Genomic DNA, 21733 nt, shown 5'->3' with positions numbered 1-21733 from the left:
GGTCGGCGGCACCAGCCGCGCCACGGTCGGTACGGTGCCCGGTATGGAGGCGCTGCGGATCGGGTTGGTCGGGTACGGCGGGGCGGGTCGCGGCATCCACGCGCGGCTGCTGCGCGAGGTGGGCCAGGAGGTCGCCTGGGTGGTGACGCGGTCGCGCGCCGCCGCCGTGCACGAGGACTGGCCGGCAGCTCAGGTCGCGCCCGACGTCGAGACGCTGCTGCAGCACGCCGCCGAGCTCGACCTCGTGGTGGTCGCGAGCCCGACGGGCGACCACGTGGACCACGTCGAGGCGGCGCTCGCGGCCGGCGTGCACGTGCTCGTCGACAAGCCGCTGGCGACGACCGCGGCCCAGTGCCGGCGCCTCGTCGAGGCAGCAGCGGACGCGGGCGGCAGGCTGACCGTGTTCCAGAACCGGCGCTGGGACCCGGAGCAGCTCGCGCTCCGCGGGCTGATCGAGTCCGGGCGGCTCGGACGCGTGCACCGGTTCGAGCGGCGGTGGGAGAGGTTCCGCCCGGTGCCGCAGGACCGCTGGAAGGAGAACGACCCGGAGGCGGGCGGCCTGCTGCTCGACCTCGGTGCCCACCTGGTCGACTCGGCGGTCCAGCTCTTCGGCGCGGTGCGGTCGGTGTACGCCGAGCTCCACGCGCGGAGCACGCCGGCGACCGACGACGTGTTCCTCGCGCTCGTGCACCGCACGGGCGTGACCAGCCACCTGCAGGCGGGCGCCGTCGTCGGGGCACCCGGACCGCGCACGCGCGTGCTGGGTGAGCACGGCGCGTACCTCGTGACGACGTTCGAGGGCGAGGCCACGCCGTACGCCGTGCTCGACGACGCCTACGAGGAGGGCCGGCGACCCGGCGAGCCGGTGCACGTCGGGTGGTTCGTCCGGGGCTCCGAGCGCACGCCCGTCGCGCAGCCGTCCGGGGGCCACGCCGAGCTGTACCGCGAGGTCGTGCGCTGGGTGACCGACGGTGGTCCGCCGCCCGTCGACCCCGCAGACGCCGTCCGCACCGCGGACGTGCTGGACGCCGCGGTGGTCTCGGCGACGCAGGGGCGCGTGGTCACCCTGGCCTGAGGCCTCCGCCGGGTGGACCCGCGCCTTGCGGTCGGTGCGACGGGATCGGTGCCTGTGGACGAGCCGCACCGCGGTGCGCAGCGATCAGGTTCGATCCCGTCATGGATGCCTTCGCCGTGCCGGGGGACGTGCTCGCGGTGCTGACGGCCGCGGGTCTGAGGCCCGCGCGGTCGCTCGGGCCGGCGGCGTGGCTCGTGGCTCCGGCCGACGACGCGGGCGACCTTCTCGAGCTCCACGTCGTGGCGTTGGCGTTCGACGAGCACGTCGTCGCGCGCGCCGCCGCCCTCACCGCGCTCGCGCACGAGCACCTGCCGCGGGTGCGGAGCGTCATGCCCCTGGGCCCGGGTCGGTCGGGGCTCCTCGTGGCGCACGTCGTCGGGACGTCGCTCGCGCGGCTCCGCGCGGCGCGCCCGCCGCTCTCCGACGGCGAGGCCGTGACGCTGACGGTGCCGCTGGCAGGCGCGCTCGCCGCACTGCACCGCGCGGGCCTCGCGCACGGTGCCGTCGGGCCCGACGCCGTGGTCGTCGATCCCGACGGACGGCCGGTGCTGACCCACCTGCACCGCGTGCTGCTCGCCACCGGCTCGCCCGACGACGACCTGCGCCGCCTGCTCGCGACGGTGCTCGACGTGCTGCCCGGGGCCGACGTCGACGTGCTGGCGGAACGTGCTGCGACGGCCACGGTGCGGGACGAGCTCGAGGCGCTGCTCGCGTCGCCCGCCGTGACGGCCGACGCCGTCGTGGAACGGTGCTTCGCGGCCGCGGCGCCCGAGCCCGTCGGGCCGCCCGATGCGGGCGCGCTGGCCTGGGCGGACGCCGCCGACGTGGTCGAGCGCGCGGGAGGCCCGAGCGAGCGGGTGGCACGCGAGGCCGTGACCGCGGCGGCGTCGAGGCGCGAGCGTCGCGTGGTCGAGGGCGGGCGGCGCCGCCGACGGCGGTCTGCTCCGGGCCGCCGATCCGTCTGGCGGGCGGTCGCCGGCGGTGTCGCCGTCTGCCTTGCTGTCGTCGGCCTCGCGGCCGCGCACGAGGCCTGGGCGGGCGATGGCCGGGTGCCGGCCACCAGAGCCGATGGTCCGGTTGATGCCGACCCGGCTCGTGACGACCCGGCTCGTGACGACCCGGCCACGGTCGCCGTCAGGCTCACGCAGGCGCGCGCCGCGGCGCTCGCGGCCGTCGACGCGCGGGCGCTCACGAGCGTCGACGCGCCCGGCAGCCCGGCGCTCGCCGCCGACCTGGCGCTCGTGCGCGCGCTCGGGACCGCGCACCTCGACGGCGTCCGCGTGCAGGTCTCCGCTCGTCCGAGCGTCGCACCCGGACCCGCCTGGGCGGCGGTCGTCGTGACGTCGGCGACGTCGGCCTACGGGCGCGTCGAGTCCGACGGCTCGCGCACGCAGGTGCCGGCGGGCCCGCCCCGGACGGTGGTGCTGGACCTGCGGCGGACGCCCGACGGCTGGCGCGTGTGGGACGTGCGCGGGCGCTAGCCCTGCTGCGCCGCGCGAGCCGCCGCCACCCAGGTGGCGGCGGTGTCCAGGTCACCGTGCAGCGGCCGGAACCCGCTCTCCTCGAGCTTGGTCGGCACCGCACGTACCGACCCGAGCACCTCGGAGGAGAAGTCGCCGAGCGCAGTCCGGATCGCCCACGCGGGCACCGGCACGACGGCCGGCCGGTGGAACGCGCGCGCGAGCGCGCCGACCACGTCGGCGTTCCGATCGGCGTGCGTCACGAGGTTCACGGGTCCGCCGACGTCCGCGCCGAGCAGGTGCACGATCGCCGCGACCTCGTCGGGCAACGTGATCCAGGGCCAGAACTGGCGGCCCGACCCGAGCCGCCCGCCGAGTCCGAGCCGCAGGATCGGCAGCAGCCGGCCGAGCGCGCCGCCGCCCGGACCGAGCACGAGCGACGTGCGGAGGTGGACCACGCGGACGCCCGCGTCGACCGCGGGCCCGGAGGCGGCCTCCCAGTCGCGCACCACGCCGGCGAAGAAGGTCGAGCCCAGCGGTTCGTGCTCGTCGAGCACGTCGTCGCCCCGATCGCCGTAGGCGCCGATGCCGGACGCCTGCAGCAGGGCGCGCGGACCGTCGTGCATGCCCGCGAGCGTGGCGGCGAGGAGCGAGGCGGTCCGGACGCGCGACGACAGCACAAGGCGCTTGCGGGCAGCCGTCAGCGGCCGTGAGCCCGGGTTGACACCCGACAGGCACACGACGGCGTCCACGCCACGCAGCGCGTCGGCGTCGATGCGTCCGGCGTCCGGCTCCCACGCGATCTCGTGCGCCGCGCGTGGCGGGCGTCGCACGAGGACCGCGACCTCGTCGCCCCGCGCCCGCAGGGCGGCGACCAGCGGCGACCCGATGAACCCGCTGGCACCCGCGACGACGACCCGCACGCTCCGACCCTAGGCGCGTGCGCGGTGCGTGCGCCTGCTGGCGGAGGGGACCGACTGCGCGAGGCCGTCGTGCTCGGCGCGCAGCGACGACGGTGTCGATGCCGCACGGTGAAGGGATCGGCGGGCGCCGGCGCTCCACCTGGGGCGAGCCGCGGCACCCGGGAACGCCGACGGCCCCGGGACCATGCAGGTCCCGGGGCCGTCGGTCAGTGCAGGTTCAGAGGCCGAGCTCGGACTCGAACGCGCCCTCTTCGAGGCGGGCCTTGACCGCGGAGAGGTACCGCGACGCGTCCGCGCCGTCGACGAGCCGGTGGTCGTACGAGAGGCAGAGGTAGCACATCGACCGGATGGCGATGACCTCCTCGCCGTCCGCGTCCTTGACCACGACCGGCCGCTTGACGATCGCGCCCGTGCCGAGGATCGCCGACGTGCCACCGGGCACGATCGGCGTGTCGATGATCGCGCCGCCCGAGCCCGTGTTGGTGACGGTGAACGTCGCGCCCGAGAGCTCGTCCGGCGTCACCTTGTTGGCGCGCGTGCGGCCCGCGAGGTCGGCGATCTTGCGGGCGAGACCTGCGAGGTTGAGGTCGCCCGCGTCGCGGATGACCGGCACGACGAGCCCGCGCTCGGTGTCGACCGCGATGCCGACGTTCTCCTGGCCGTGGTACGTGATGGTGTCGCCCTCGAGCAGGCCGTTGACCTTCGGGTAGGTCTTGAGCGCCTCGATCGCGGCCTGCACGAAGAACGGCAGGAACGTCAGGTTGACGCCCTCGCGCGCCTGGAAGTCCGCCTTGGCGCGGGCCCGCAGGCGGGCGATCTTCGTGACGTCGACCTCGACGACCGTCGTGAGCTGGGCCTGCTCGTGCAGCGCCTCGACCATGCGCTCGGCGATGATCTTGCGCAGGCGGCTGGCCTTCTCGGTCGTGCCCCGCAGCGGCGAGACGGCCGGCGCGGCCGGAGCCTTGGCGGCCGGCGCGGCGGGCGCGGCCGGAGCCGCCTTCGCGGCCTCCGCCTGGGCGGCCGCCTCGAGGACGTCCTCCTTGCGGATGCGGCCGCCGACGCCCGTGCCCGTCAGGGTCGCGACGTCGACGCCCTTCTCGGCGGCGAGCTTGCGGACCAGCGGGGTCAGGTACGAGCCCGATGCCGAGGGCGCCGCGGCGGGCTGAGCAGCCGGGGCGGGAGCGGCCTGCGCGGGCGCGGCCTGCGCTGGCGCGGCCTGCGCGGGCGCGGCCTGGGGCTCGGCCTCCTGCGCCGGTGCCGGCTCCGGCGCGGTCTGCGGCTCGGGTGCCGGCGCGGCGGCGACCGGAGCGGCCACGGGGGCCGGGACGGGCGCGGGCTGCGCAGCGGCCGGAGCGGCGGGCGCCTCCGCGGCAGGCGCCTGCTCGGCGGCCGGAGCGGACCCGCCGGCACCGATCACGGCGAGCGGAGCACCGACCTGTGCGGTCTCGTCCTCCTGGACGAGGATCTGCAGGAGCGTCCCCGCGAACGGCGACGGGATCTCGGTGTCCACCTTGTCGGTCGAGATCTCGAGCAGCGGCTCGTCGACCGCGACGTCGTCGCCGACGGCCTTGAGCCAGCGGGTGACGGTGCCCTCGGTCACCGACTCGCCCAGGGCGGGGAGCGTCACCTGCTCGCCCTCGCCACCGCCCGCGGCGGGGGTCTGCGGCGCGGACGCCTCGGCGTCGGGAGCCTCGGCCGCGGCCTCGTGAGCCTCAGGGCTCTGCTGCGCGGGCTCCGCCTCGGCGGCGGACTCCTCGGCCGGTGCCTGCTCGGTCTGGGCCGGCTCGGCGGGGGCCTGCTCCTGCGCGGGCGCCGCAGGTGCGGCCTCGGCGGGCGCGGACGACGCGCCGTCGCCGGAGCCGATCACCGCGAGCGTCGCGCCGACCTCGACGGTCTCGTCCTCCTGGACGAGGATCTGCTCGAGCACGCCCGCGAAGGGCGAGGGGATCTCGGTGTCGACCTTGTCGGTCGAGATCTCGAGCAGGGGCTCGTCGACCTCGACGCGGTCGCCCACGTTCTTCAGCCAGCGCGTGACCGTTCCCTCGGTGACGGACTCACCCAGGGCGGGAAGCTGCACGTTCTCGGACATGTCGGCTCGTGTCTCCTTCGATCCTGAGCTCAGTTGTGGGCGTGCAGCGGCTTGCCGGCGAGCGCCAGGTGCGCCTCGCCGAGGGCCTCGTTCTGCGTCGGGTGGGCGTGCACGAGCGCGGCGACGTCCTCGGGGTACGCCTCCCAGTTGACGATGAGCTGGCCCTCGCCGATGAGCTCGCCGACGCGCGCACCGATCATGTGCACGCCGACCACCGGGCCGTCCTTCTGGCGCACGAGCTTGATGAAGCCCTGCGTGCCGAGGATCTTGCTCTTGCCGTTGCCCGCGAGGTTGTACTCGAGCGTCTCGACGTTCTCGGCGCCGTAGATCTCCTTGGCGCGCGCCTCGGTCACGCCGACCGAGCCGACCTCGGGCTCGGAGTAGGTGACGCGCGGGATGCCGGACTCGACGATGGGCTGCGGGTTCAGCCCGGCGATCTGCTCGGCGAGGTAGATGCCCTGCGCGAAGCCGCGGTGCGCGAGCTGGAGGCCCGGGACGATGTCGCCGACGGCCCAGATGTTGCCGACGCCCGTGTGCAGCTTCTCGTCGGTGATGACGAAGCCGCGGTCGAGCGTGATGCCCTGCTCCTCGAAGCCGACGCCGCTCGTGCGCGGGCCGCGACCGACGGCCACGAGCAGGAGGTCGGCGTCGAACGTCTTGCCGTCCTCGAGCGAGACGTGCACGCCGCTGTCGTCCTGCGTCACGCCGGAGAAGCGGACGCCGACGTTGAACTTGATGCCGCGCTTGCGGAACGCGCGCTCGAACGCCTTCGAGATCGCCTCGTCCTCGTTGGGCACGAGGTGGGGGAGCGCCTCGATGATCGTCACGTCCGCGCCGAAGGACTTCCACACGCTCGCGAACTCGGAGCCGATGACGCCGCCGCCGAGGATGATCGCGGACTTCGGCACCCAGTCGAGGTGCAGCGCCTGGTCGGACGTGATGACGCGGCCGCCGATGTCGAGGCCCGGCAGCGATCGCGCGTACGAGCCGGTCGCGAGCACGACGTGCTCGCCGGTGACGCGCTGGCCGTTGACCTCGACCGTGTCCTTGGCGACGAGCCGGCCGAGGCCCTCGATCACCGTGATGTTGCGGGACTTGATCAGACCCTGCAGGCCCTTGTAGAGGCCGCCGATCACGTTGTCCTTGTACGAGTTCACGCCCGCCATGTCGATGTGGTCGAGCGTCGTGTGCACGCCGAAGTGCTGGCCCTCGCGGGCGTTGTCGGCGAGCTCCGCCGCGTGCAGCAGCGCCTTGGTGGGGATGCAGCCCATGTGGAGGCAGGTGCCGCCGACCTTGTCGGCCTCGATGAGGGCGACGGACTTGCCGAGCTGGGCGGCGCGGAGCGCGGTCGCGTAGCCGCCACTTCCCGCTCCCAGGACGACGATGTCGAAAGCGGTGCCGTTCGTGTCGGCCACGGGCAGACTCCTCGTGATGACGATGCTGGTGGGCTCGCCGACCATCTTGTCATCCCGGCACCACCGGAACGACCCGGACCGCGCCGTCGGAGCCTGTGACGCTCGGAACAGGTCGCCGAGCGGCTCACCTGCGGCCGCGGCGCCGGTTAGCCTCGTTCGTCATGGGTCTGTTCTCGCGGCGCAAGCGCGACCAGGACGCGGCGGCGGCGGAGTCCGCGACGCCGCGCGAGGCGCGCGAGGCGACGATCGCGCACCTGTCGGACTTCGTGACGACGCGGGTCGGCGTCGAGGCGTACATCGAGCCGGCGAACGCGATGAACCCGACCACCGTGCTGCTCGTCGCCACCGACGGCGAGTGGACGCGACGGCGTGTGCCCGACGCGCCCACCGCGCACGAGGTCGCGCGCTCGCTCGGCATCCCGTCGTACGACGTCCAGCGCACGGGGTACCCGCAGCGCTACCGCGACTGGAACACGCGCCAGAAGAAGAAGGCGCGGCGGGAGGCCGACGCGGTCTGACCCGCGCGTCTCGCGCTCTGACCGCGCCGCCCGACGCGCGCGGTCGCCGCCGGGCGCGAGCACCCGGCGGCGACCCGCAGGCTCAGCGCCCGGCGCGCGCCTCGATCAGCCCGAGCAGCGTCCGCACGCCGACGCCGGTGCCACCGACCGGCGTGTACCCGTGCGCCGCACGCTCGTTGAAGGCGGGGCCGGCCACGTCGAGGTGGCCCCACGGCGTCCCGCCGACGAACTCGCGCAGGAACACGCCCGCGGTGAGCATCCCGCCGAACCGGTCGCCGATGTTCGCGATGTCCGCGACCTTCGACTTGAGGGTGGCACGCAGCTCGTCGGGCAGCGGCATGGGCCAGAACTGCTCGCCGGTCGCGCCCGCGGCCGCGACGACCTCGGCACGCACGTCGTCGGAGCCCATGACGGCGGACACCCGGTGCCCGAGCGCGACGACCTGCGCGCCGGTGAGGGTCGCGATGTCGAGCACGACGTCGGGCTTCTCCTCGACGGCCGCCACGAGCCCGTCGGCCATGACGAGCCGGCCCTCGGCGTCGGTGTTCAGCACCTCGACGGTCTTGCCGCCACGGATCGTGATGACGTCGGACGGCCGCTGCGCGCTGCCGGAGGGCATGTTCTCCGCGAGGCAGAGCCAGCCCGTGACGGCCACGGGGAGCCCGAGCCGCGCGGCGGCGATCACGGTGTGCAGCACGGCCGCGGCGCCCGCCATGTCGGACTTCATCGCCTCCATGCCGGCCGCCGGCTTGATGGAGATGCCGCCGCTGTCGAACGTGATGCCCTTGCCGACGAGCGCGACCGTGGCGTGCGGCTTGGCAGGGGCGTACGCGACGCGGACCAGGCGCGGCGGGCGGACCGAGCCCTGCCCGACGCCGATCAGGCCGCCGTACCCGCCGGCCGCGAGGGCCTTCTCGTCGAGCACGCTCACCTTCAGCGAGCGCACGCCGGCGTCCTTGACGGCCGCCCTCGCGAGGTCGGCGAACGCGGCGGGGTACAGGTCGTTGGGTGCCGTGTTCACGAGGTCGCGCGTCGCGTGGACGGCCGCGGCCAGCACCTCGGCACGGGCCACCGCCTCCTTCGCCGACCCGTCCCGCGTCCGGCTCGTCACGACCTCGATGCGGTCGACCGCGGGCTTCGCCTCCGCGGTGCGGTAGCGCGTGTAGGCGTACGCGCCGAGCAGCGCGCCCTCCGCGACGGCCGTGACGGATGCCAGGTCGTCCGCGGGCAGCGCGAGCGCGACCGAGGCGGTCCCCGCCAGCTCGCGCGTGGCGGCACCCGCGGCGCGGCGCAGCGCCTCGGACGTGATCGCGTCGGCCGCGCCGACACCGGTGAGCACGAGGACGCCGGCCGACAGGCCCGTCGCGGGGACACGGCGCACCTCGTCGGGGGCGCCCGTGAGGCCGAGTGCAGCCGCGTCCTTGGTCAGCGCGGTGCGCAGGTCCTTCGGCAGCCACCCGGCGTCGAGCAGCGTGGGCGAGCCGTCCTGCTGGGCGACGCCGAGGACGACGGCGTCGACGGACAGGCGGGCGGGGTCCTTGGAGGTCAGCGAGAGCGTCACGGGTTCGATCGTAGGCGCGTGCGCGGACCGGGATCGGGTGACCCCCGTCCCGCAGGTAGGTTGTGGGCCCGTGATCGTCCCCCTCGCCGTGCTGGTCGTCGCGCTCTCCGTGGCGCTCGCCGCGTGGGCCGCCTGGTACGTGATCCGCGACCGAGCGGTCGTGCTGCGGCAGCTCTGGGGCGGCGCCGTGGTCGAGGGGGCGCTCGTCGTCCAGGCCGTCGTCGCGGGAGTCCTGGCCGCCGGCGGCGGCACCGACGCGTCGGGGGTGCTGCTGTGGGGCTACGTGGCCGCGCAGCTCGTGATCCTGCCGCTCGCGGCGGCGTGGGCGTTCGCCGAGCGCACCCGCTGGAGCTCCGTGGTGCTGGCCGGTGCCGCGCTCGTCGTCGCCTTCCTCGAGTTCCGACTCCTGCAGGTCTGGGGGACCTTCGCATGACCGATCCGACCGCCCCGGCCGCGCCGGATCCGACCCCGGCGAGGGGCACGTCCGCCGCGACAGCGACCGGTCCGGGCCGGCTGCTCGTCGCCGTCTACGGCGTGCTCGCGATCGCGGCGACCGCGCGCGGCCTCTACCAGGTGGCGACCAAGCTCGACGAGGCGCCGCTGGCCTACGTGCTCTCGCTGTTCGCGGGCATCGTCTACGTGGTCGCCACGATCGCGCTCGCGAAGGGGTGGCGCACGCTCGCATGGGTCGCCGTCGGCATCGAGCTCGTCGGTGTCCTGACGGTCGGGACGCTCTCGGTCGCCGACGTCGGCGAGTTCCCCGACCAGACGGTCTGGTCGGGGTACGGCCAGGGCTACGGCTACGTCCCGCTCGTCCTGCCGTTCCTCGGGCTGTGGTGGCTGTGGCACACCGGCCGTGCGGGACGGACCGCTCAGGAGCCGACCGCCGCCGACCTCTAGGGTTGGCGGCGTGTACCGCCTGCTCTTCGACCTCGTGCTCCGCCGGCTCGACCCCGAGCGCGCCCACGAGCTCGCCTTCGGCCTGATCCGCGGCGTGGCCCGCGTGCCGGTCCTGCGCGGCCTGGTCGCGCGCGCGTTCGTGGCGCCCGCCGCCGGTGCGGTCGAGGTGTGGGGCCGACGCTTCCCGGCGCGGTTCGGGCTCGCGGCGGGCTTCGACAAGAACGCGGTGGGCGTCGCGGGTCTGACGACGCTCGGGTTCGGGTTCGTCGAGATCGGCACCGTGACGGCCGAGCCTCAGCCGGGCAACGAGCCGCCGCGCCTGTGGCGGGTCCTCGACCAGCACGCGCTGCGCAACCGGATGGGCTTCAACAACGAGGGCTCGGCCGCCGTCGCGGAACGGCTGCGCCGGCTGCGCGGCACGGCCGCGGGGCGGCGGTTCGTCATCGGCGTGAACATCGGCAAGACGAAGGTGACGCCCGCCGAGCACGCGGCGGTCGACTACGCGACGAGCGCGCGCCGGCTCGCGCCCTACGCCGACTACCTCGTGGTGAACGTCTCGTCGCCGAACACGCCCGGGCTGCGCGACCTGCAGTCGGTCGAGGCGCTGCGGCCGATCCTCGAGGCGACGCGCGTCGCGGCCGACGAGGCCACCGTCCGCGCGGGCCGGCCGGCGGTGCCGCTGCTCGTCAAGATCGCCCCCGACCTGTCCGACGACGACGTCGACGCGGTCGCCGAGCTGGCCGCCGAGCTCGGCCTCGACGGCGTGGTGGCGGTGAACACGACGATCGCGCACGACCTCGGTCCCGGCGGCCTGTCGGGGCCGCCCGTGCGCGACCGCGGGCTCGACGTGGTGGCGCGGCTGCGCGCCGCGCTCGGCCCGGAGGCGGTGATCGTCGGCGTCGGCGGCATCTCGACGCCGGCGGACGCGCGCGAGTACGTCGCGGTCGGCGCGACGCTCGTGCAGGGCTACACGGGCTTCATCTACCGCGGGCCGTTCTGGGCCACCCGCATCAACCGGGCACTGGCGGCCGACGCCGCGCGCGACGCCGCGGCACGGAGCAGGGTGAAGGCGTGATGGTGGTCCGGCCGCAGTGGGAGTGGCGCTTCGACGACGCGCAGGGCGCGACGGTCGATCGGCCCGTGAGCCCCGTGTTCACCACGCAGTACGACGCCGAGCAGTGGATCGGCGAGCACTGGCGCGCGCTGGCCGCACAGGGTGTGCGCACGGCCACCCTCCTGCACGAGGGCACCCCGGCGACGGCGCCCCTGTCGCTGGGCTGACGCCCGCGCGTCGCGCTTCGTCGCGGCGGTCAGCGCCAGACCGCGTCGTCGCGCCCGAGCGGCGCGCCGAGGTCGCCGGTCCGGAGCGCGACGCCACCCACCGAGAGCGGCGGATCGGCGACCGCCAGCCGGCCGTACGCCGTGGCCCTCACGTGCGGGTGCTCGACGGGCACGGTTCCCTCGGCGACGGCCTCGGGGGGCTGGGCCCTCGCCCGCTCGAGCTCCGCCGCCGTGCGCGCGAGCGAGAGGCGCCACGACGAGCCGGTCCCGGTGCGTACGCGCCGCGCCAGGCCGGCCAACGCCGCGGCGCCCGCGAGGTAGCCGGTCGCGACGTCGAGCGCCTGCACGGGCAGCGACACCGGGTGGTCGGCGCCCGCGGTCTCCATGCCGGTGTCCGCGATCCCCGACGAGAACTGCACGAGCGAGTCGAACCCGCGCCGCCCGGCCCACGGCCCGGTGAAGCCGTAGGCGCGGAGCGACACGTCCACGAGCCCGGGTCGGACCGCCGCGCGCTCGTCGGCGCCGAGCCCGAGGTGGTCGAGCGCGCCGCCGCGGTAGCCGTGCACCAGCACGTCCGCGGTAGCGAGCAGCGCGCGCACCGTCGCCGCGCCCTCCGGCGAGCGGGCGTCGAGGCGCGCGGTGCGCTTGCCCCACATGACGGAGGGCAGCGTCGCCGGCTCGTCCCAGCCGGGAGGGTCGACGCGCAGCACGTCGGCGCCCAGCGCGGCGAGCAGCTGTGTCGCCGTCGGTCCGGCGAGCACGCGCGTCAGGTCGAGCACGCGCAGGCCCGCGAGCGGCGCGTCGGGGCGAGCGTCCCATCGAGACGACGCGGTCGACGTGCCGCCCGGCTCGATCGCGACCAGGGGCTCGGCGGCGACCGCAGCGCCCTGCGGATGGCGGGCCCACGCCGCGGCGGTGCGCAGGCTCGCGGCCGCGCCGCCTGCGGCCACCACGGCTGCCTCGACGTCGTCGGCCGTGCGCGACCGGACGGCGGCGGCGACGGCCGCGGGGTCCGCCGAGGCGCCGAGCGCCCGCAGTGCGGCGGCTCGGTGGTGGGGCGCGTTGGTGTGCAGCCGGACCCACCCGTCGGCCGTGCGGTACGGGGCCGACAGCGGGTCCCAGGGCGACGGAAGCGCCGCGTCGACGCCGGTCGTCGGCCCCGCGAACCAGGCGTCGGCGAGCGGTCGGTGCACGACGACGTCCGGACGCGAACCGCCCAGCGCCGCGACCAGGTCGGCCACCGCCGCGCCGGCGACACCCACCGACGCGGTGGCGAGCGCCGAGACCGGGTAGGCCGACCTGAGCGTCGGAGGACCGGAGACCTCCAGGTCGGTGCTGACGCCGAGCGCGCGCCCCCCGGCGTCGAGCAGCGACCCGAGCGCGTCCACGGCTACACCACCGCCGCGTAGGGGAGGCGTGCGTCGGCGGTCGAGGGCGGGGTGCGCGCGACGGCGGTCCACGCGTCGGCCAGGATGGCGACCGCGCGGCCGAGCGCGTCGTCGTCGGCGGTGTACGGCAGTCTCAGGTAGCGCTCGAAGCTGCCGTCGACGCCGAACGCCGGACCGGCCGCGAGCCGCAGGCCCAGCCGGGCGCACAGCGCGACGACAGCGGACGAGACCGGCGCACCGAGGTCGACCCACAGCGCCAGGCCGCCGGGCGGCACGGCGAACCGCCAGTCCGGCAGGCGCTCGGCCAGCAGGCCACGGAGCAGCTCGCGCTGGGAGCGGAGGAACGCGCGGCGCTCGTCGAGCGCGTCCGCGCCGTCGAGCAGCAGCCGCGCGGCGACCAGCTGCTCGAGCACGGGCGTGCCGAGGTCGACGTGGCTGCGCTCGGCTGCGAGCCGCGCGACGAGCTCGGGGTCGGCGCGCACCCACCCGATGCGCAGGCCGCCCCAGAACGACTTCGACGCCGAGCCGACGGTCACCACCAGGCCGGCGTCGCGCCCGTCGCCGGTGAGGGGAGCCGGCGGCGGTCCGTCGAGCGTGAGGTCCGTGAGGGCCTCGTCGGCGACGACGAGCGTCCGGGTGCGGCGGGCGAGCGCGCGCACACGGTCGCGGGCCTCGGCGGACAGGCTCGTGCCGGTCGGGTTGTGGTGGTCGGGGATCAGGTACGCGACGCGCGGGGAGACCTGACGCACGGTCGAGTCGAGGAGGTCGAGGTCGAGCCCGTCCGCATGAACCGGCACGGGCACCGGACGGCCGCCCGCGGCCCGGGCGGCGTCGATGGCGCGCGGGTAGGTCGGGTGCTCGACGACCACGCGGTCGCCCGGGCCGCAGTGCGCGGCGAGCAGCAGGTGGATGGCGTGCTGCGCGCCCGTCGTCACGAGCACCTGGTCGGGCGTGGTCGGCGTTCCGCGGCGGGTGTAGCGGTCGGCGATCGCCTCGCGCAGCTCGGGGACGCCCAGCGGCGTGTAGCCGGTCGTCGCGAGGTGGCGCGGCAGTGCGTCGAGCGCGGCCAGGTACGCGGCGTGCAGGCGCGTCGGTGCCGGCGGGGCGGCGATCGACAGGTCGAGCACGTCCTCGTCGGCCGGCGTGGTGTCGGCGCGAGGCCGGCCCGCGGCGCGCGCAGGCAGCGTGGTGACGGTGCCCGAGCCGCGGCGGCTGACGAGGTAGCCCTCCGTCCGCAGCACGTCGTACGCCGACGCCGTGGTGGTCCGCGACACGGCCAGCGCGTCGGCGAGCTCCCGTTCCCCGGGCAGCGTCGTCCGCAGCGGGACCGCGCCCGAGAGGATGGCGGCGCGCAACGCGTCGGCGAGGGCACCGTAGGCGGCCCCGTCCCGCCGCCATGCCCCGAGCAGCGCGACGAGCCGAGGCGCGCCGATCCGGCGATCCGTGAGCATGGGGCCACTGTGTCACAAGTGGCTATCGAAAGGGAGGCCGGTTGAGGTGCAGGATCGCAGCGTGACGACGATCGACGATCCCGAGACGACCACCCTGCCGGCGCTGCCCGCCACCGCCGCCGCCCGACGCACCGCCGTCCGCCGCGGTGCGCAGCTCGCTGCCGGTCTCGTCGCCTACGCCGCCTCGATGGCGCTCGTCGTCCACGCAGGGCTCGGCAGCATGCCCTGGGACGTCCTGACGCAGGGCGTCGCGCGGCACACCGGCGCGTCGTTCGGGACGGTGACGCTCGTGACGAGCGCGGTCGTCCTGGCCTGCTGGATCCCGCTGCGGCAGCGACCCGGCATCGGCACGGTCGCGAACGTGCTGGTCATCGGGCTGCTCATCGACCCGTTCCTCGCGGCGCTCGACCACCTGCCCGACCCGCTGCCCCTCGCGGCGCGCGTCGCGCTGATGGCCGCGGGCATCGTCCTGAACGGGCTCGCGACCGGGCTCTACGTCGGGGCACGGCTCGGGCCGGGACCGCGCGACGGACTCATGACCGGTCTCGTCGCCCGCACCGGTCGGCCGATCCGGCTCGTCCGCACCGCGATCGAGGTGACCGTCGTCGCGGCGGGCTGGGCGCTGGGCGGCACGGTCGGTGTGGGGACCGTCGCCTACGCGCTCGCGATCGGGCCGCTCGTGCAGGTCTTCCTGCCGCGGCTCACGGTCCCCGTCGCGACGCCGACCCCGGGGACGCCGACGGGCCGGCCCCCCAGGTAGGGGCCGGCCCGTCCGGCGACGGGGGTCAGCGGCGGCTGGGCGACGACTCCGCAGTGAGCGCGGCGTCGGACACGACCGAGTCGCCGAGCACCTCGTCGATGCGCGCGAGCAGCTCCGCGGGGATCTGCACGCCGGACGCCTTGACGTTCTCGGCGACCTGCTCGGGCCGCGAGGCGCCGATGATCGCGGACGCGACGTTGTCGTTCTGCAGCACCCAGGCGACCGCGAGCTGCGCCATCGTCAGGCCCAGCTCGTCGGCGATCGGCCGCAGCTGCTGGACGCGCTCGAGCGTCTCGGTCTGCGAGAGGAAGCGCCCGATCATCTGGGCGCCGCCCTTCTCGTCCGTCGCCCGCGAGCCCGCGGGCGCCGCCTGGCCGGGCAGGTACTTGCCGGTGAGCACGCCCTGCGCGACGGGCGACCACACGATCTGCGAGAGACCGACCTCGGCGCTGGTCGGCACGACCTCGTCCTCGATGACCCGCCAGAGCATCGAGTACTGCGGCTGGTTCGAGATCAGCGGCACGCGGAGCTCGCGAGCGAGCGCCGCGCCCTCACGGATCTGCTCGGCCGTCCACTCGGACACGCCGATGTAGAGCGCCTTCCCGGCGCGCACCACGTCGGCGAACGCCAGCATCGTCTCCTCGAGCGGCGTCGCGTCGTCGAAGCGGTGCGCCTGGTAGACGTCGACGTAGTCGGTCCGGAGGCGGCTCAGCGAGCCGTCGATCGCCTCGAAGACGTGCTTGCGCGACAGGCCCGAGTCGTTCGCGCCGCGGGGGCCCACGGGCCAGTAGACCTTCGTCAGGATCTCGAGCGACTCGCGGCGCTGGCCGGCGAGCGCGGCGCCGAGCACCTCCTCCGCCTTCGTGTTGGCGTACACGTCGGCGGTGTCGAACGTGGTGATGCCGGCGTCGAGCGCGGCGTGCACGCAGGCCGTCGCGGTCTCGTTCTCGACCTGCGAGCCGTGCGTCAGCCAGTTGCCGTAGGTGATCTCGGTGACCTTGAGGCCGGAGCGGCCCAGGTGTCGGTAGTTGACCATGCAAGCACCCTAAGCGGGTGCGCGGACCGGTCGCGTCAGACCGGCTTCTGGCGCCGCTTCACCTGGGGCTTCGGCATGCGCGACGGGCGCAGCTGGAACGCGCGCAGCACCGCGTACATCGCGAGGCCCTTGACCTCGGCCTCGGGGCCGAACTTCGCGATCAGGCGCTTGCGCAGCCCACGCCACAGGAAGTACGCGTCGCCCACGGCCGCGAGGATGTAGACGTACAGCAGCAGGATCGCGAAGAACGCGATCGCCGTGCGCGCGAGCGCGAACTGGAGCACCAGGAAGAACGCCGCCGCCGGCAGGAAGAACTCGCCGAGGTTGTAGCGGGCGTCGACGTAGTCGCGGATGTACCGGCGCACCGGACCGCGGTCGCGCACGGGCATGTGGCGCTCGTCCCCGGACTGCATCGCGCGGTACTCGAGCTCGCGCTGCTCGCGGCCCTTGGACCGGGCGTCCTTCGCGGCGGCCTTGCGGTCGGTGGGCACGAGCGGGCGCTTGTTCGCCGCCTCCGCCTCCTTGCGCTTCGGCGTGGGGCGACCCTTGCCGGGCTCGAGGCTCGACTCGGGCGTCACGGCGGGCTCCGGCGTGACGGAGGGGGGCTGCTGGTTGCGACCGAACACCCCGCAAGGGTAGTCGAGTAGCGTGACGCGGCGTGACGTCGCACTCCCTGGACCCCGCCCCCGTCGACCCCACCCGTACCGAGGCGCTGCGCGCCCGTGTCGCCGCCGCCTTCCCCGCGCTGCGCGCGGACCTCGAGGCGCTCGTGCGGATCCCGAGCGTCTCCAACGACGCGTTCGACCAGGCGCACGTCGAGGCGAGCGCGGAGGCCGTCGCCGGCCTGCTGCGCGACGCGGGGATGCCCGAGGTCGAGGTGCTGCGGGCGACGAACCCCGACGGCCGCGTGGGCGCTCCGGCGATCGTGGCGCGCCGTCCCGGCCCGGCCGGCGCGCCGACGGTGCTGCTGTACGCGCACCACGACGTGCAGCCGCCCGGCACCGACTGGGACACCGACCCGTTCGAGCCGACCGAGCGGGACGGCCGTCTGTTCGGCCGCGGCGCGGCGGACGACAAGGCCGGCGTGATCGCGCACGTCGGCGCGCTGCGGGTGCTCGCCGACGAGCTCGGCGCGGGCGTCACCGTGTTCGTCGAGGGCGAGGAGGAGATCGGCTCGCCGACGTTCACCACGTTCCTGCATGAGCACCGCGAGCGGCTCGCGGCCGACGTGATCGTGGTCGCCGACTCGTCGAACTGGAAGGTCGGCGTGCCGGGTCTCACCACGTCGCTGCGCGGCCTCGTCGGGTGCGACGTCGAGGTCGCGGTGCTCGACCACGCGGTGCACTCCGGCATGTACGGCGGTCCGATCCTCGACGCCCCCACGCTGCTGGCGCGGCTCGTCGCGACGCTGCACGACGACGACGGCGAGGTCGCCGTGGCGGGCCTCGTGCGTGCCGCCGACCCGACGGTCGACTACGACGAGGCCGAGCTGCGCGCCGACGCGGGCGTGCTCGACGGCGTCCGGCTCGCCGGCACGGGCCCGCTCACCGCGCGGCTGTGGACGCGCCCCGCGCTGTCTGTCATCGGCTTCGACGCGCCGCGCATCGCCACGTCGTCGAACACGATCGCGCCGCGCGCCACCGCGCGGCTGTCGCTGCGGCTCGCGCCTGGGCAGGACCCGGCGGCTGCGATGGCGGCGCTGCGTGCTCACCTGCTCGAGCACGCCCCGTTCGGCGCGCGCGTCACCGTCACCGAGAAGGAGGCGGGCAAGCCGTTCCAGGCGCCCGCCGACTCCGCGGCGATGCGGGCGGCGCGGGCCGCGTTCGCGGCGGCGTGGGGGACCGAACCGGTCGACCTCGGCATCGGCGGCTCGATCCCGTTCATCGCGGACCTGCTCGACGTCTACCCGGACGCTGCCATCCTCGTCACGGGCGTCGAGGACCCGGACTCGCGCGCGCACGGCGCCAACGAGTCGGTGCACCTCGGCGAGCTGGAGCGCGTGGTGCTGGCTGAGGCGCTGCTGCTCGAGGCGCTCGCGCGCTGACCCCGCCGGCGGGGCAGCGGCGCCGTCGGCGGACGGATGGTCGGACGTCTCGCGTCGCCGTACGGCGCGATACGTCCGACCATCCGCGCAGCGACGTACTCGTGGACGCCCCGGGCCGCCGCGTCAGCGGGCCGCGACGTCGACCGCGCGCGCCCAGGCGGCGACGTCCGCCGGCAGCTCGGGGCTCTCGATGGGGTGGCCCGCGATGAGCGCGACGACGTCCGGTGCGGAGACGCGCTCGCCGTGGCGCCCGAGGAACCGTCCGGCGACCACGCCGCGCGCCACGTGCTCACCTCCCCGCGAGAAGGTCTGCTCGAGGTAGACCACCCGCGCGTCCCAGCCGAGCACGCGTGTCGTGATGTCGAAGCGCTGCCAGAAGGTCAGCGAACGGCGGTACTTGATGGTCTGGGCGGCGACCACGGGGTACCAGCCGCGCTCGGCGAGCGTGCGGGCGGCGCCGAGGTCGGCGATGAAGTTGCTCCGCGCGACGTCCATGCACTGCAGGTAGATGCCGTTGTTGACGTGCCGGTAGAGGTCGAGGTCCGACAGGTGCACGCGCATGCGCGTGACCGACGGGTCGAACATGCCCTGACCGGGCACGGCGGCCCGGGGGCGGTACGAGGCGAGCGCGAGCTGGAGCGTGCGGATCACGCCGTGATGTTACTGACGAGTAGCCCGGCGGGGCGACGGCGTCAGACGGGCGGCGCGGGGTCGTACTGGATGCCGCGGCGCACCGCCCGTGCGGCATCGGGGGACTCGAGTCGCGCGACGAGGTGCAGCGCCATGTCGATGCCCGCGGAGACGCCGGCCGACGTCACGACGTCGCCGTCGTCGACGAACCGCGCCTCGTCGTCCGGCAGCACCGACGGGTCGAAGCCGACGAGCTCGTCGAACGCCGCCCAGTGCGTCGTGGCGGGACGGCCCGAGAGCAGCCCGGCGGCCGCGAACACGAGGGACCCCGTGCACACGCTCGCCATCAGGGGCGTCGACGCCCGCATCGAGCGGACCCACGCGAGGTGGTCGGGGTCCGCCGCGAGCGGCCGTGTGCCGCGCCCGCCGGGGTAGACGAGCACGTGCAGCGGTCCGACGCCTGCCGCCGACTGGTCGGGCACGAGGCAGAGGCCCTTCGCGCACCGCACGCCCGCGCCGTCGGCCGAGAACGTCACCACCTCGGGCCGGAGCGCCGAGAGCGCGGCCCACGCGGCGAGCACGTCGTAGGGCCCCACGACGTCCAACTCCTCGGCACCGTCGAAGACGAAGATGCCGACCCGGAGCGCGGACCCGGTGCCCATCGCGTCAGTAGCCCGGCAGCGCCAGCATCTGGTCGAGTGCCACGCGGGCCCAGTGCGCGTCGTCCGGGTCGACGACGATGCGGTTCACGGTCCGGCCGGCCACGAGCGACTCCATGGTCCAGACCAGGTGCGGCAGGTCGATGCGGTTCATCGTCGAGCAGAAGCACACGGTCGAGTCGAGGTAGTGCACGCGCAGCTCGGGGTGCGTCGCCGCGAGCCGGCGCACCAGGTTGAGCTCGGTGCCGATCGCCCACGACGAGCCGGCCGGGGCCGCGTCGAGCGCCTTGATGATGTACTCCGTCGACCCGACGAGGTCGGCGGCCGTGACGACCTCGTGCTTGCACTCGGGGTGCACGAGCACGTTCACGCCGGGCTCCGCCGCGCGGATCTCCTCGACGTTGCGGGCGGAGAACCGGCCGTGCACGGAGCAGTGCCCGCGCCACAGGATCATCCGCGCGTCGCGCAGCTGCTGCGTGGTCAGGCCGCCGTTCGGCTTGCGCGGGTCGAACACGACGCAGTCGTCGAGCGAGAGGCCGAGCTGCAGCACCGCGGTGTTGCGGCCGAGGTGCTGGTCGGGCATGAAGAGGACCTTGCCGCTGCCCTCGAGGCCCCCCCGCTGGTCGAACGCCCACCGGAGCGCGACGTGCGCGTTCGACGAGGTGCACACCGTGCCGCCGTGCCGCCCGGTGAACGCCTTGATGGCGGCCGTCGAGTTCATGTACGTCACGGGCACGACGTCGTCGGCGACGCCGGCGTCGACCAGCACGTCCCACGCGTCCTCGACCTGGTCGATCGCGGCCATGTCGGCCATCGAGCAGCCCGCGGCGAGGTCGGGGAGCACGACCTGCTGGCTGTCGGACGTGAGGATGTCGGCGGACTCGGCCATGAAGTGCACGCCGCAGAAGATGACGAACTCCGCCTCGGGCCGCGCGGCGGCCTCGCGCGCGAGCTTGAACGAGTCGCCCGTGACGTCGGCGAAGTCGATGACCTCGTCGCGCTGGTAGTGGTGGCCGAGCACGAAGGCGCGGTCCCCGAGGGCCGCACGCGCGGCGCGCGCGCGCTCGACCAGGTCGGGGTCGCTGGGCGCGGGGAGGGCCCCGGCGCACTCGACGCCACGCTCGGACTCGAGGTCGATGCCTCGACCGAGGAGCAGCAGCGCGGAAGAAGCGGGCTCGACGAACGTCCCGGGTGCAGCGGTCAGGCTCACGCGCCGATCTTCCCACAGGCCGCGGACGTCGCCCCTGGCCGTGCCACGATGCAGCCCGTGCGCGTGCTCCTCGCCCCCGACTCGTTCGGCACCAGCCTGACCGCCGCCCAGGCGGCGGCGGCCGAGGCCGAGGGCTGGCGTCGCGCCGCGCCGGCCGACGAGGTCGACCTGCTCCCGCTCGCCGACGGCGGCCCCGGGTTCGTCGACACGCTGCACGCGGCGCTCGGCGGCCGGCTCGTGCCGGTCACCGTGTCGTCCCCGATCGGCGAGCCGGTGCCCGCCGCCCTGCTGCACGCACCGGACGGGACGGTCTACGTCGAGTCCGCGCAGGCCGTCGGGCTCCCGCTCGTGCCGCTCGGCCGGCGCGACCCGACGCGCACCTCGAGCCGCGGCGTCGGCGAGCTCCTCGCACACGCGGTGGCGGCCTCGCCGCGTCGCGTCGTGGTCGGCCTGGGTGGCTCCGCGACGAACGACGCCGGCGCGGGCATGCTCGCCGCGCTCGGCCTGCGCGGGGAGCGGCTCGGTGCCGGGGGTGGCGCGCTCACCGGCGCGACGGCCGACGACCTGGCCGGCCTGCGCCGGCTGCGCGACCGGTGGCGCGACGTCGAGCTGCTCGTCGCGACCGACGTCGACGTCCCGCTGCTCGGTCTGACGGGCGCGAGCGCCGGCTTCGCGCCGCAGAAGGGCGCGACCCCCGAGCAGGCGCAGGCGCTGGAGCGTGCGCTCGACGACTTCGCCCGCGCCGCCGTCGACGCGCTCGGCGACGACGTGCGGCCCGACCTGCTGGCAGGCGCGTCGCGCCCGGCGCGCCAGCGGCTCACGGCGGCGCCCGGTGCTGGCGCGGCGGGCGGCCTCGGCTTCGGGCTCGCGCTGCTCGGCGGTCGCCTGCTGCCCGGCGCGAGCCTCGTCGCGGACCTCGTGGGTCTCGACGCCCGGATCGCCGCGGCCGACGTCGTCGTGACCGGGGAGGGTCGGTTCGACTGGCAGTCGCTGCACGGCAAGGTCGCGAGCGAGGTCGCGCGCCGGGCGCTCGCGTACGGCGTCCCCACCGTCGTGCTCGCGGGGCAGGTGCTCGTCGGGCGGCGCGAGCTCGCGGCCGCGGGCGTCGCGGCCGCCTACGCCGTCTCCGACTCGCCGGACGACGTTCCCGCGGCGCTCGCGGACCCCGCCCGCAGCCTCGCGGCGCGCGCCGAGCGCGTCGCCCGCACGTGGTCACGCGCCGGCACGTGACGCAGGTCGCACGGCGTCGCGCGGTGCGCGTCGTACAGTGGCGGGAACAACCTGGAACGCGATGATGTTCGGACCGGTTGATGCAGGTGGGGCGCCCCGGCGC

General features: G+C 75.5%; 21 protein-coding genes. 10 read left to right on the top strand and 11 right to left on the bottom strand.

Going from position 1 to position 21733, the window contains the following annotated elements; all coding sequences use genetic code 11:
• Window positions 1-43: 43 nt before the first annotated feature.
• On the top strand, window positions 44-1075 hold the full coding sequence (locus tag QRT04_RS01725; RefSeq protein WP_289455680.1) for a Gfo/Idh/MocA family protein: 1032 nt from the start codon (window positions 44-46) through the stop codon (window positions 1073-1075).
• Between the two features lie 101 nt (window positions 1076-1176).
• Window positions 1177-2556 carry a serine/threonine-protein kinase gene (locus tag QRT04_RS01720; protein WP_289453156.1) on the top strand — a complete coding sequence of 460 codons (1380 nt, stop codon included), beginning with the start codon at window positions 1177-1179 and terminating at the stop codon, window positions 2554-2556.
• On the opposite strand, the gene QRT04_RS01715 is transcribed toward QRT04_RS01720, so the two are convergent.
• From QRT04_RS01715 to lpdA, 3 genes are all read right to left on the bottom strand, one after another.
• Complete coding sequence (locus QRT04_RS01715) at window positions 2553-3458, bottom strand: TIGR01777 family oxidoreductase (protein ID WP_289453155.1); 906 nt, start codon at window positions 3456-3458, stop codon at window positions 2553-2555. The genes QRT04_RS01720 and QRT04_RS01715 overlap by 4 nt on opposite strands.
• 217 nt (window positions 3459-3675) lie before the next feature.
• Window positions 3676-5547 carry a 2-oxoglutarate dehydrogenase, E2 component, dihydrolipoamide succinyltransferase gene (gene sucB / locus QRT04_RS01710; RefSeq protein ID WP_289453154.1) on the bottom strand — a complete coding sequence of 624 codons (1872 nt, stop codon included), beginning with the start codon at window positions 5545-5547 and terminating at the stop codon, window positions 3676-3678.
• Between the two features lie 29 nt (window positions 5548-5576).
• On the bottom strand, window positions 5577-6962 hold the full coding sequence (gene lpdA / locus QRT04_RS01705) for a dihydrolipoyl dehydrogenase (protein ID WP_289455679.1): 1386 nt from the start codon (window positions 6960-6962) through the stop codon (window positions 5577-5579).
• A 161-nt stretch (window positions 6963-7123) separates the two neighbouring features.
• Between lpdA and QRT04_RS01700 the strand changes: the two genes are divergently transcribed.
• The gene (locus QRT04_RS01700) at window positions 7124-7480 is read left to right on the top strand and encodes an oxidoreductase (RefSeq protein ID WP_289453153.1); all 357 of its coding nucleotides are present in this window, start codon (window positions 7124-7126) and stop codon (window positions 7478-7480) included.
• Between the two features lie 82 nt (window positions 7481-7562).
• On the opposite strand, the gene QRT04_RS01695 is transcribed toward QRT04_RS01700, so the two are convergent.
• A complete protein-coding gene (locus QRT04_RS01695; RefSeq protein ID WP_289453152.1) occupies window positions 7563-9041 on the bottom strand; it encodes a leucyl aminopeptidase in 1479 nt (492 codons plus the stop codon).
• Between the two features lie 70 nt (window positions 9042-9111).
• On the opposite strand from QRT04_RS01695, the gene QRT04_RS01690 reads away from it, so the two are divergent.
• The 4 genes from QRT04_RS01690 to QRT04_RS01675 are packed head-to-tail and all read left to right on the top strand — an operon-like array spanning window position 9112 to window position 11222.
• Window positions 9112-9474, top strand: coding sequence for a hypothetical protein (locus QRT04_RS01690; RefSeq protein ID WP_289453151.1), 363 nt, complete (start codon window positions 9112-9114; stop codon window positions 9472-9474).
• A complete protein-coding gene (locus QRT04_RS01685) occupies window positions 9471-9941 on the top strand; it encodes a hypothetical protein (protein ID WP_289453150.1) in 471 nt (156 codons plus the stop codon). Before QRT04_RS01690 ends, QRT04_RS01685 begins: the two co-directional genes overlap by 4 nt.
• Window positions 9942-9951: 10 nt before the next feature.
• Complete coding sequence (locus QRT04_RS01680; RefSeq protein WP_289453148.1) at window positions 9952-11016, top strand: quinone-dependent dihydroorotate dehydrogenase; 1065 nt, start codon at window positions 9952-9954, stop codon at window positions 11014-11016.
• The gene (locus QRT04_RS01675) at window positions 11016-11222 is read left to right on the top strand and encodes a hypothetical protein (RefSeq protein WP_289455678.1); all 207 of its coding nucleotides are present in this window, start codon (window positions 11016-11018) and stop codon (window positions 11220-11222) included. Before QRT04_RS01680 ends, QRT04_RS01675 begins: the two co-directional genes overlap by 1 nt.
• A 29-nt stretch (window positions 11223-11251) precedes the next feature.
• Here the strand turns inward: QRT04_RS01675 and QRT04_RS01670 are convergent, their stop codons facing one another.
• Both QRT04_RS01670 and yczR read right to left on the bottom strand, forming a co-directional pair.
• Window positions 11252-12610 (bottom strand): CoA transferase, encoded by a 1359-nt coding sequence (locus tag QRT04_RS01670; protein ID WP_289453147.1) that lies wholly within the window; start codon window positions 12608-12610, stop codon window positions 11252-11254.
• Between the two features lie 2 nt (window positions 12611-12612).
• Entirely contained in the window at window positions 12613-14061 is a 1449-nt protein-coding gene (gene yczR / locus QRT04_RS01665; protein WP_289453146.1) for a MocR-like transcription factor YczR, read from the bottom strand.
• 61 nt (window positions 14062-14122) lie between these two features.
• On the opposite strand from yczR, the gene yczE reads away from it, so the two are divergent.
• A complete protein-coding gene (gene yczE / locus QRT04_RS01660) occupies window positions 14123-14821 on the top strand; it encodes a membrane protein YczE (protein ID WP_407653530.1) in 699 nt (232 codons plus the stop codon).
• Between the two features lie 25 nt (window positions 14822-14846).
• Here the strand turns inward: yczE and QRT04_RS01655 are convergent, their stop codons facing one another.
• Complete coding sequence (locus QRT04_RS01655) at window positions 14847-15857, bottom strand: aldo/keto reductase family protein (protein ID WP_289453145.1); 1011 nt, start codon at window positions 15855-15857, stop codon at window positions 14847-14849.
• 35 nt (window positions 15858-15892) lie between these two features.
• Window positions 15893-16483 (bottom strand): DUF3043 domain-containing protein, encoded by a 591-nt coding sequence (locus tag QRT04_RS01650; protein WP_289453144.1) that lies wholly within the window; start codon window positions 16481-16483, stop codon window positions 15893-15895.
• 32 nt (window positions 16484-16515) lie between these two features.
• Here QRT04_RS01650 and QRT04_RS01645 point away from each other — a divergent pair, with 32 nt between their 5' ends.
• Window positions 16516-17901, top strand: a complete 1386-nt coding sequence (locus tag QRT04_RS01645; protein ID WP_289453143.1) for a dipeptidase — start codon at window positions 16516-16518, stop codon at window positions 17899-17901.
• A gap of 123 nt (window positions 17902-18024) precedes the next feature.
• Here QRT04_RS01645 and QRT04_RS01640 read toward each other — a convergent pair whose 3' ends face one another.
• The 3 genes from QRT04_RS01640 to nadA are packed head-to-tail and all read right to left on the bottom strand — an operon-like array spanning window position 18025 to window position 20400.
• A complete protein-coding gene (locus QRT04_RS01640; RefSeq protein ID WP_289453142.1) occupies window positions 18025-18552 on the bottom strand; it encodes an acyl-CoA thioesterase in 528 nt (175 codons plus the stop codon).
• 41 nt (window positions 18553-18593) lie between these two features.
• Entirely contained in the window at window positions 18594-19193 is a 600-nt protein-coding gene (locus tag QRT04_RS01635) for a DJ-1/PfpI family protein (RefSeq protein WP_289453141.1), read from the bottom strand.
• A gap of 4 nt (window positions 19194-19197) precedes the next feature.
• Window positions 19198-20400 carry a quinolinate synthase NadA gene (gene nadA, locus QRT04_RS01630; protein WP_289453140.1) on the bottom strand — a complete coding sequence of 401 codons (1203 nt, stop codon included), beginning with the start codon at window positions 20398-20400 and terminating at the stop codon, window positions 19198-19200.
• Between the two features lie 48 nt (window positions 20401-20448).
• Between nadA and QRT04_RS01625 the strand changes: the two genes are divergently transcribed.
• Window positions 20449-21630, top strand: a complete 1182-nt coding sequence (locus QRT04_RS01625; protein WP_289453139.1) for a glycerate kinase family protein — start codon at window positions 20449-20451, stop codon at window positions 21628-21630.
• The last annotated feature ends 103 nt before the right edge of the window (window positions 21631-21733 follow it).

Source organism: Cellulomonas alba, from assembly GCF_030362835.1.
GTDB lineage: Bacteria > Actinomycetota > Actinomycetes > Actinomycetales > Cellulomonadaceae > Cellulomonas > Cellulomonas alba.
This window is presented reverse-complemented; position numbering and strand designations above follow the sequence as displayed.

Bases quoted from the DNA above. Each gene is read 5' to 3' on its own strand.
- QRT04_RS01720 (WP_289453156.1), top strand. From the start codon at position 1,177: ATGGATGCCTTCGCCGTGCCGGGGGACGTGCTCGCGGTGCTGACGGCC.
- QRT04_RS01685 (WP_289453150.1), top strand. From the start codon at position 9,471: ATGACCGATCCGACCGCCCCGGCCGCGCCGGATCCGACCCCGGCGAGG.
- QRT04_RS01625 (WP_289453139.1), top strand. From the start codon at position 20,449: ATGCAGCCCGTGCGCGTGCTCCTCGCCCCCGACTCGTTCGGCACCAGC.
- QRT04_RS01635 (WP_289453141.1), bottom strand. From the start codon at position 19,193: ATGGGCACCGGGTCCGCGCTCCGGGTCGGCATCTTCGTCTTCGACGGT.
- sucB (WP_289453154.1), bottom strand. From the start codon at position 5,547: ATGTCCGAGAACGTGCAGCTTCCCGCCCTGGGTGAGTCCGTCACCGAG.
- QRT04_RS01655 (WP_289453145.1), bottom strand. From the start codon at position 15,857: ATGGTCAACTACCGACACCTGGGCCGCTCCGGCCTCAAGGTCACCGAG.
- QRT04_RS01725 (WP_289455680.1), top strand. From the start codon at position 44: ATGGAGGCGCTGCGGATCGGGTTGGTCGGGTACGGCGGGGCGGGTCGC.
- QRT04_RS01675 (WP_289455678.1), top strand. From the start codon at position 11,016: ATGGTGGTCCGGCCGCAGTGGGAGTGGCGCTTCGACGACGCGCAGGGC.
- QRT04_RS01700 (WP_289453153.1), top strand. From the start codon at position 7,124: ATGGGTCTGTTCTCGCGGCGCAAGCGCGACCAGGACGCGGCGGCGGCG.
- yczR (WP_289453146.1), bottom strand. From the start codon at position 14,061: ATGCTCACGGATCGCCGGATCGGCGCGCCTCGGCTCGTCGCGCTGCTC.